The following is a 471-nucleotide window of genomic DNA, read 5'->3' as shown; positions in this document are numbered from 1 at the left end:
CCCTCGGCGCCCTCCGCCACCGCACCCAACCCGGCACACAACTCCGCCCCATCCCCACCAAGCACCACCGCACGATGCTCCAACACCGCACGCGACGACACCAACGACCACCCGACTTCCGCAGGGTCAAGGTGCGGATGCTCGGTCACCCATTCCCGCAGCCGCCCCGCCTGCCCCACCAACCCCTCAACCGACCGGCCCGACACCACCCACGGCAGAACCGGCAACCCCACACCACTGGTCGGCTCTTCCTCAACCGCACCCTCAACCGGAGCCTGCTCCACGATCACGTGCGCGTTCGTACCGGAGAACCCGAAGGACGACACCCCCGCACGACGCGGCCGCCCACCCGTCTCCGGCCACGGCACGGACTCGGTCGCGAGACGCACCGCGCCCGCGTCCCAGTCCACATGCGAGGACGGCACCTCGGCGTGCAGCGTCGCAGGCACCACTCCGTGCTGCATCGCAGTA

General features: G+C 70.5%; 1 protein-coding gene. It reads right to left on the bottom strand.

Features of this window, described 5'->3' with window-relative positions:
• The coding region (locus WA788_RS35625; RefSeq protein ID WP_335984660.1) for a ketoacyl-synthetase C-terminal extension domain-containing protein at positions 1 to 449 on the bottom strand (449 nt) is incomplete at its 3' end.
• Positions 450 to 471: the final 22 nt, after the last annotated feature.

The sequence above is a fragment of the Streptomyces sp. CA2R106 genome, from assembly GCF_037034245.1.
GTDB lineage: Bacteria > Actinomycetota > Actinomycetes > Streptomycetales > Streptomycetaceae > Actinacidiphila.
Note: the sequence above shows the minus strand (reverse complement) of the source record. Positions and strands in the feature narration are given on the sequence as shown.